This is a genomic window from Sinomonas sp. G460-2, assembly GCF_047759905.1.
Taxonomy (GTDB): Bacteria; Actinomycetota; Actinomycetes; order Actinomycetales; family Micrococcaceae; genus Sinomonas.
Genome location: NZ_JBKZWT010000157.1, coordinates 1 through 8,438 on the forward strand (window position 1 = coordinate 1; position 8,438 = coordinate 8,438).

6 protein-coding genes and 1 pseudogene are annotated in these 8,438 nt (G+C 70.7%); 4 read left to right on the plus strand and 3 right to left on the minus strand.

From position 1 onward, the window contains the following. A partial coding sequence (locus ACLN58_RS14090; protein ID WP_415855890.1) for a Na+/H+ antiporter subunit A occupies nt 1-2,318 on the minus strand: 2,318 nt, incomplete at its 3' end. 146 nt (nt 2,319-2,464) lie between these two features. On the opposite strand from ACLN58_RS14090, the gene ACLN58_RS14095 reads away from it, so the two are divergent. After that, entirely contained in the window at nt 2,465-3,850 is a 1,386-nt protein-coding gene (locus tag ACLN58_RS14095) for an MFS transporter (protein WP_415855891.1), read from the plus strand. Between the two features lie 88 nt (nt 3,851-3,938). On the opposite strand, the gene ACLN58_RS14100 is transcribed toward ACLN58_RS14095, so the two are convergent. Beyond that, complete coding sequence (locus tag ACLN58_RS14100) at nt 3,939-5,273, minus strand: alpha-hydroxy-acid oxidizing protein (protein WP_415855892.1); 1,335 nt, start codon at nt 5,271-5,273, stop codon at nt 3,939-3,941. Then, entirely contained in the window at nt 5,270-6,244 is a 975-nt protein-coding gene (locus ACLN58_RS14105) for a C-terminal binding protein (RefSeq protein WP_415855893.1), read from the minus strand. The genes ACLN58_RS14100 and ACLN58_RS14105 overlap by 4 nt, the downstream gene beginning before the upstream one ends. Before the next feature lie 126 nt (nt 6,245-6,370). Between ACLN58_RS14105 and ACLN58_RS14110 the strand changes: the two genes are divergently transcribed. The 3 genes and pseudogenes from ACLN58_RS14110 to ACLN58_RS14120 all read left to right on the plus strand — a co-directional run. Then, a complete protein-coding gene (locus ACLN58_RS14110; RefSeq protein WP_415855894.1) occupies nt 6,371-6,853 on the plus strand; it encodes a cation:proton antiporter regulatory subunit in 483 nt (160 codons plus the stop codon). Between the two features lie 3 nt (nt 6,854-6,856). Beyond that, nucleotides 6,857-8,053 carry a cation:proton antiporter gene (locus tag ACLN58_RS14115; protein WP_415855895.1) on the plus strand — a complete coding sequence of 399 codons (1,197 nt, stop codon included), beginning with the start codon at nt 6,857-6,859 and terminating at the stop codon, nt 8,051-8,053. Between the two features lie 173 nt (nt 8,054-8,226). Continuing rightward, nucleotides 8,227-8,438, plus strand: a pseudogene (locus ACLN58_RS14120) (amino acid-binding protein); the annotation flags it as partial.

An 8,438-nucleotide genomic window follows, 5' to 3' on the forward strand; every position in this document is an offset into this window, starting at 1 on the left:
TGCGCCGGCCCGAGCCCGCCGCCGCGGTGGCTGATGAAGATGAGGCTCGCGATGCCCGTGGCCGCCAGCACGAGCACGGAGATCTCTCCGAACGTGTCCCACGCGCGGATGTCCACGAGCGTCACGTTCACGATGTTCGTCCCGCCGCCCTGGCTGTATGCGAGGCGGGGAAAGTCGAGAGAGACGGGCGAGGCGGTGCGCGACCCCATCGCGAACATGCCCGCGAAGACGACGACCGTGCCGAACAGCACGGCAATCACGATCCGCACCACGCGGTACGCCCCGCCCGTGCGGTCGCGCAGCTGCGCGGGAAGGCGCCGCATGCCGAGCACGAACGCGACGAGGACGATCGTCTCGACGAGGAGCTGCGTCATCGCGAGATCCGGCGCGCCCTGGAGCGCAAAGATGAGCGCGATGCCGTAGCCGGTCACGGACACCATGAGCACGGCGAGGAAGCGCTTGTTGGCGCGGACCGCTGCGAGCGCGCCGATCGCGATGCCCACGCCGATCACGGCCTGAAGCGGCGCGTTCGGGTCCACGAGGTACGTCCCGCCGGGAATCGCGGGCCGGGTCCCAAGCATGACGACGAGCGGCAGCACGGTCGCGACCGAGAGGATCACTGCGAGGTAGAAGAAGAGCGAGCCGCGCTGGGTGCGTCCGGTCACCCAGATGGCCGCGTCGTCCACGGCGCCGACGGTCGCACGGTACACGCGCTCGGCGTCCGGCAGGCCAGAGACCGCGACCTGCGCGCGGTACACGGCGTCGCGGAACCAGAAGAGCAGGCCGCCCCCGAGCCACGCCGCGGCGGAGAGCGCGAGCGGAAGGTCCAGCCCGTGCCACGCCGAGAGATGCTCGGCCGAACCCGCGTGCGGGGCGACCCACGCGTCGACAGGGGCGGGCCACACGCCGTACGCGAGGCCAAGCGCCGCGAGAATCGCGGGCGCCGCGGCGAACAGCGGCGTGATCGGCTTGAAGGGCGTGTCCGGGAGGCCGGGCTTGCGCGCGAACGCTCCCCAGACGAACCGCGCGCTGTACGCGACCGTGAGCGCCGAGCCCACCACGAACGCGGCGAGGACGACGGCGCCCCACGGCTCCCCGAGCACGGCGTCGCCGTGCAGGAACCCGCCGAAGACGGCCTCCTTCGCGACGAAGCCGCCGAAGAGCGGGAGGCCCGCCATCGAGGCCGCCGCGAGTACGGCCACGACGCCGAGCCCCCGCGACTGCCGGAAGACCCTCGAGAGCCGCCGCACGTCGCGCGTGCCGGTCTGGTGGTCCACGATCCCCACCACGAGGAAGAGCGTCGCCTTGAACAGCGCGTGCGCGACCACGAGCGCGAGCCCAGCGAGCGCGGCCTCGGGTGTGCCGAGACCGACGACGGCGACCATGAACCCGAGCTGGCTCACGGTCCCGAACGCGAGGAGCAGCTTGATGTCGGTCTGGCGCAGCGCGCGGTAGCCGCCCACGAGGAGCGTCGCGAGTCCGAAGCCCAGCACCACGGGCCGCCAGTACGGCGTGTCGGCGAAACCGGGGGCGAGCCGCGCCACAAGGTAGACGCCAGCCTTGACCATCGCGGCGGCATGAAGATAGGCGGAGACGGGCGCCGGGGCGGCCATCGCCGCGGGCAGCCAGAAGTGGAACGGGATGAGGGCCGACTTGCTGAGCGCCCCGATGAGGACCAGAAGCGCGCCGATGGCCATGGCGCCCGAGGTGGGCGCCGTCGTCGTCAATTCGCCCGCCCGCGCGAGGATGGCCGAGATGCGGTAGGTGCCCGCGGCGTTCCCGATGACCACGAGGCCCACGAGCATCGCGAGCCCGCCAGCGGTCGTGACGATGAGGGCCTGGATCGCCGCGCGGCGCGCCGCGAGGCGGGCCCGCGCGAAGCCGATGAGCAGGAATGAGAGGACGCTCGTGAGCTCCCAGAAGACGAAGAGTGCAATGAGATCGTCCGCGGTGACGAGCCCGAACATCGCGCCCGCGAACGCGAGGAGTTGGCCGCCGAAGCCACCCAACCCGTCGTCGTCGTTCTTGAAGTACCGCGCGCAATACGCGAGCACGAGCGCGCCCACGCCGAGCACCAGAAGGCACATGACCCACGCGAGCGGATCGAGGCGGAAAGCGAAGTCGAGTCGGAGACCGGGAATGTAGGAGTAGGTCTCCTCGAGGCCCGCGCCGTACGCGGCGCCGTGCTGGGCCGCGAGCCAGACGAGGGAGAGCGCGGGCACCGCCGCGAGGAGGAAGAACGCCGAACGGCCCCACCGCCGGAAGATCCAGGGCGCACCAGCCGCCACTGCAAAGTGCAGGGCGAGAACTGGGACCACCGGGCGCCTCCGCGTGTTCAGGTGTTATCGAGTCAACAAAGTTGGGGTCAGGCGAAAGTAAGTTGGGTTCAATCCCCGTCGATCCATCACTGGAAAATGCTGGTGCGAGCAGCGCCGCCAGTCTATCAGGGGCTAGCATTCGAGCTATGACGACTGCCGCGCAGCAGCCATCGGAGCTCGAGCTCCACACCGCACCCGTCAGATACGGCCAAGTGCTCGCGTGGGCCTCGTGGGATTGGGGTTCCGCGGCCTTCAACGCCGTCATGACGACGTTCGTCTTCACGGTCTATCTCACCTCCTCCGCGTTCGGCGGCGCGGACCACGCCTCCTCCGTGCTCGGCGCGGCGCTCGGGATCGGCGGCTTCCTCATCGCGGTCCTGGCGCCCGTCTCGGGCCAGCGTTCCGATGCCGGCGGTCGCCGCAAGCTGTGGCTCGGCATCCACACGGGCGTCGTGGCGCTGCTCACGGGACTGTGCTTCTTCGCCTTCCCGCGGCCCGAGTTCCTCTGGTACGGGGCGAGCCTCATCGCGGCCGGCCATGTGTTCTCCGAGCTCGCGGGCGTCAACTACAACGCGATGCTCGAGCAGATCGCCACGCCCAAGACCATCGGGCGGATCTCCGGCCTGGGCTGGTCTGCCGGGTATTTCGGCGGAATCGTCGCGCTCCTGCTCGTGCTCTCGCTCTTCGTCCAGCCCGCGTTCCACTGGTTCGGGGCGTCGACGGCGGAGAGCCTCAACATCCGCCTTGTCGCCGTCTTCTCCATGCTGTGGATCATCGCCTTCTCGCTGCCCGTCCTGTTCGCGGTGCCCGAGGTTCCGCGGCGCCCGGCGGCTCGGCTGGGCGTCGTCGCCTCGTACGGGCTGCTGTGGCGACGCGTCGTGGCGATCTACCGCACGAGCCCTCACACGCTCTACTTCCTCGTGGCGAGCGCCGTGTTCCGCGACGGGCTCGCGGCCGTGTTCACGTTCGGTGGGGTCATCGCGGCCGGGACGTTCGGCTTCTCACTGAGCCAGGTCATCTTCTTCGCGATCTTCGGGAACGTCGTCGCCGCGATCGGCGCGATCACGGGCGGCTTCCTCGACGATCGGATCGGCCCCAAACGCGTGATCACGGGCGCGCTCGCGGGGCTGCTCGTGGCCGGCACCGCGATCCTCGTGCTCGGCAACGGGACGTATTCGGTCTTCGGGTTCACGTGGACGGGCACGGCGACGTTCTGGGTGTTCGGGCTGTTCCTGACCCTCTTCGTCGGCCCGGCGCAGGCCTCGGCCCGGGCGTACCTCGCGCGGCTCGCGCCGGACGGGGAATCCGGCGAGCTGTTCGGTCTGTACGCGACGACGGGCCGCGCCGTGAGCTTCCTCTCGCCCCTCCTGTTCAGCGCGTGCATCGCGATCGCGACGCCGCTCGTCGCGGAGGGCCAGGCTCAGCGCTGGGGCATCCTCGGGATCATGCTTGTGCTCCTCGCGGGTCTGCTCGTGCTGATCCCGGTGCGGCCGCCGTCGAATGTCGCGACCGCCGTCGTCCCGGAGCGGTGAGGCCCGCACCCGCCCCTCCGCGCCCGTTCAGCGTCTCGGTACAGATCCCCCGGCCCCTGGCCATCTCGGGTACAGATTCCCACCACCCTCAGCGTCCCGGGTACAGATCATCCGCACCCGAAACCCCGCTGCCCATCCTGACGTGGTGCGGCGCGATCTTGCTCGTCGCGTCGAGTCCGAGGAGCTGAAGCCCCCGCCGGTACTCGGCGCGGAGGATCTCGACGGCGCGCTCAACGCCCCGCTCGCCCCCAGCCATGAGGCCAAAGAGGTACGCCCGGCCGATCATGACCGCGTCGGCGCCCCGCGCAATCGCCGCGATGATGTCCTGGCCGTTCCGCACGCCGCTGTCGAGCAGAACGGTCGCGTCCGGGCCTACCGCCTCGCGGATCGGGGGAAGCGCCTCGAGCGTCGAGGGCGTCCGGTCAAGCTGGCGGCCACCGTGGTTTGACACGACGACGCCGTCCGCGCCGAGCTCGACCGTGCGCCGCGCGTCGTGGGGGTTGAGCACGCCCTTGACGAGGAGGCGGTGCGGCCACGCCCCGCGCAGCCACTCGAGGTCGTCCCAGTCCAGACCGGGATCGAACAGCATCCCGGCGACATCCGCGGACGTCCCCGGGTAGTCGCGCAGGGACGCAAAGTTGATGGGCGCCGTCGCGAGCTTGTTGAGCCACCAATACGGGAAGCGCGCCATGTCGAGGAACGTCTGCGCGGTGAGCGACGGCGGGATGGTGAGGCCGTTGCGCGTGTCCTTGTGCCGGCCGCCGGCCACGGCGGTGTCGATCGTGAGGATCACTGTGTCGCAACCCGCCGCAAGCGCGCGGCCCACCATCTCGGCGTTGAGGGCCCGATCGTTCGTGAGGTAGAGCTGGAACCAATTCCGTCCTCGCGGCGCCGCATCCCGGACCTCTTCGATGGTCGTGGTGCCGACGGTCGAGAGCGCGTAGGGGAGGCCGTTGCGCTGCGCGACACGAGCCACGGCGGCCTCGCCCTCGTGGTGCATCATGCGCGTGTAGCCCGTGGGCGCGAACACGAGCGGGAACGCGATGCGCTCGCCCAGGAGCTCGGTCGAGAGGTCGGGATCAGCCACGGAGTTGAGCCCTTCCGGCATGAACACCGCGGCGCGGAACGCGTCGAGATTGCGCTGCGCCGTGACCTCGGCCTCGGCGGCGCCGTCCACGTAGTCGAAGACCGCGCGAGGGGTGGTCCGACGGCCGATCGCGCGCAAGTCCTCGATCGTGAGGGCCCGCTCGAGCCGCCGCCGCACTGGATCGAGAACGGGCGCGCGGAACTGCAGGAGCTCCCGCACCTCTGAGACGCGCGGGAGCTGGCGGCGGATTCGGTGAGGGGCTTCGAGAGCCTCAGCCGCGACCGGTTCCACTCCGGCGGCCCGGGCCTCGACCGCGACCTCGGCCCCGCGGTTCACGCGAGCACCTCGGGGTTGACGATGTTCCGGGGCCGCCGCCCGGCGAGGACGTCCGCGACGTTCTGGGCGGTCCGCGTCTTGAGCTCCTGCTGCGACTCCTCGCTGTACCAGGCCGCATGGGGCGTGAGCACGGTGTTCGGAAGCCCGAGGAGCGGGCTGTCGCGCGGGAGCGGCTCATCCTCGAAGACGTCGAGGCCAGCGCCGCGGATCGCGCCTCGGCGGAGGGCCTCGACGAGCGCGCGGGTGTCGACGACGCCGCCACGGCACGTATTGACGAGCACGGCGCCCGGCTTCATCGCGCCGAGCACGTCGGCGTCGATGAGGTGCCGCGTGTGGGCGTTGAGCGGGACGTGCAGCGATAGGACGTCCGCGCGCCGCACGAGCTCGTCGAAGTCGACCACCTCGGTGCCCTCCGCCGTCGTCGTCCCGGGCGCGTGCAGCGGGTCGAACCCGATGGTCCGGTAGCCCACGCCGCGGGCCTTGCGCGCGGTCGCGGCTCCGATGAGCCCGAGGCCGACGAGCCCGAACGTGCGGCCCGCGACCCGGTGGAGCGGCTGCACCGGATCGAGCGAGTAGCTTCCCGCTCGCATCGCCCGGTCGAGGCCTGTGACGCCGCGGGCGAGGCTCAGCGCGAGCGCGATCGCGTGGTCGCTCACGTCCTCGGTTCCGTAGTCTGGGACGTTGCACACGGCGATGCCGTGCTCGGTCGCGGCCGCGACGTCCACGTTGTCGACGCCGACGCCGTACCGGCCTACAGCCTTGAGGCCCGGGAGCGCCGCGAGGACGGCGCGCGTCACGGGCGCGTACTGGACGATGATCGCGTCCGCGCCCTGCGCCGCGGCGACGACCTCGGCTTCCGTGCGGCACGCGGCGAGGACGAGCTCGAGGCCCTCCACGGCGGCGACCGCCTCTTCCTCCGCCACGGCTCCGTGGTCGACGTCCGTGATGACCACGCGGGGCTTCGAATCCACCGCGACCTCCTTCGTCCTGCGAGCTGTCGATGCCAGCTTAGGCGAGCGGATCGTATAGGAGATATCCGATATTCATGGCGCGTTCGGGCCCGATCCTTTGTCGGTGCCCCGGATTAGAGTTGTTCCATGAACGTGGACGAGACCGAGCTCCCCGGCTTCGGGGTGCGCAAGGACTTCATGACGAAGTCAGGGCGGCGCATCGGGGTCGTCGCGCATCGCGACGGCCAGACCGAGCTCATCATCTCGGCGTGGGACGATCCCGACACGTGCCAGGCGTCGATCCCGCTCACGGGAGACGAGGCCTCGGCCCTCGGCAACCTCCTCGGAAGCCAGCGCATCGTCATGCAGCTCACCGAGGAGCACAGGGAAGTCCCGGGCATCGTGACCCGGCAGTTCAGCATCCTGCCCGATTCCCCGTACCGGGACCAGCCCATGGGCAAGGCCGCAATCCGGACCAGAACGTCGGTCTCGATCGTCGCGATCATGCGCGAGGGCGAGGTGCTCCCGTCCCCAAGTCCGGACGCCATGCTCCGCGCTGGCGACCTGCTCGTCGCCGTCGGCACGCAGGAGGGGCTCGACGCCACGGCGACGATCCTGCGCAACGGCTAGCCCATGGATCCGATCGCACTCACGCTCATCGAACTCGGGGCCGTCATCTTCGCCCTCGGCTTCCTCGCGCGGCTCGCCGGTCGGATCAGCATGTCCCCCATCCCGCTGTACCTCCTCGGTGGCCTCCTGTTCGGCGCCGGCGGGCTCGTGGACCTCCACGGCGTGCGCGAATTCGCGCATCTCGCCGGCGAAATCGGCGTCATCCTGCTCCTGCTCCTGCTCGGCCTCGAGTACACGGCGAAGGAGTTGTTCACCGGTCTGCGCCGCTCGTGGCAGGCGGGAGTCGTGGACGCCGTCCTCAATTTCCTGCCCGGCGCGGGCGTCGCGCTCCTGCTCGGCTGGGGTGGCGTCGGCGCGCTCGTAATGGGCGGCGTCACGTACATCTCCTCGTCGGGGATCGTCGCGAAAGTCATCACCGACCTCGGGCGGCTCGGCAACCGCGAAACACCGACCATCCTCTCGATCCTCGTGTTCGAGGACCTCGCCATGGCCATCTTCCTGCCGATCCTCACGGCGGTGCTCGCGGGCGTGGGCTGGTTCGGCGGGCTCCAGACCGTGGCCATCTCGCTCGCGGTCATCACGATCGTGCTCGTCGTCGCGCTGCGCCAGGGCCACCGCGTCTCGAAGGTGGTCCACAGCGAGAACTCCGAGGTGTTCCTCCTCAACGTCATGGGCCTCGCGCTGCTCGTGGCAGGGCTCGCCTCTGCGATGCAGGTCTCCGCGGCCGTGGGCGCCTTCATGCTCGGCATCGCCATCTCAGGCACGACGGCGAGCGTCGCTTCGCGTCTCCTCGAACCGCTGCGGGACCTCTTCGCCGCGATCTTCTTCGTCGCGTTCGGGCTCAACATCGACCCGCGGTCCATCCCGCCGGTGCTCGGCTGGGCGCTGTTGCTCGCGCTCGTGACGGCCCTGACGAAGATCGCCACCGGCTGGTGGGCCGCGTGGCGCGCCGGGGTTGCGGTGCCCGGACGCGCCCGCGCGGCCGCCTCGCTGATCGCGCGCGGTGAGTTTTCGATCGTCATCGCGGGCCTCGCCGTCGCGTCCGGCGTTGTGACGGGCGAGCTCGCTGCCCTTGCGACCGCTTACGTGCTGCTCATGGCCGTCGTCGGCCCCCTCGCCGCGCGGTTCGTCGAGCCCGCGGTCAAGGCGTTCCGGCGTGCTCGCGGGCCCAGGCGCGAGGCCCCGGCCTCCGTCCCCTAGCCGCCGAGGACGGTCACCTCCCGCGGGTGCCCCACCGTTCAAGGGTCACCTCTCGCGGGTGCCCCACCGTTCAAGGGTCACCTTCCGCGGGTCGCGAGCTTAAACACCCGCGCAATCGCCGCGAAACGTCCTTCCGCGAGCATGGATTCATGGACGACTCGAGCACGGCCCAGATGGCCCCTGCCCCGACCCCGCACACCGCCCACGCCGACCTCGCGTGCGAGGTCTGCGGCCGCTACCCCGAGCCGCCCAAGGTCCGCCTCACGCTCGCGAACGTCGCCGCGATGCTGCCCATCGAGCTCGCGGTGCACGCCGCCGTCGTCGGTACGGAGTGGCCGCTCCCGCTCAAGGTGCTCCTCCTCGCGGCGACGACCACCGCGCTCGT

Excerpts from the sequence above, each read along its gene's own strand:
- ACLN58_RS14110 (WP_415855894.1), top strand. The coding sequence starts at position 6,371 with ATGAACGTGGACGAGACCGAGCTCCCCGGCTTCGGGGTGCGCAAGGAC.
- ACLN58_RS14115 (WP_415855895.1), top strand. The coding sequence starts at position 6,857 with ATGGATCCGATCGCACTCACGCTCATCGAACTCGGGGCCGTCATCTTC.
- ACLN58_RS14095 (WP_415855891.1), top strand. The coding sequence starts at position 2,465 with ATGACGACTGCCGCGCAGCAGCCATCGGAGCTCGAGCTCCACACCGCA.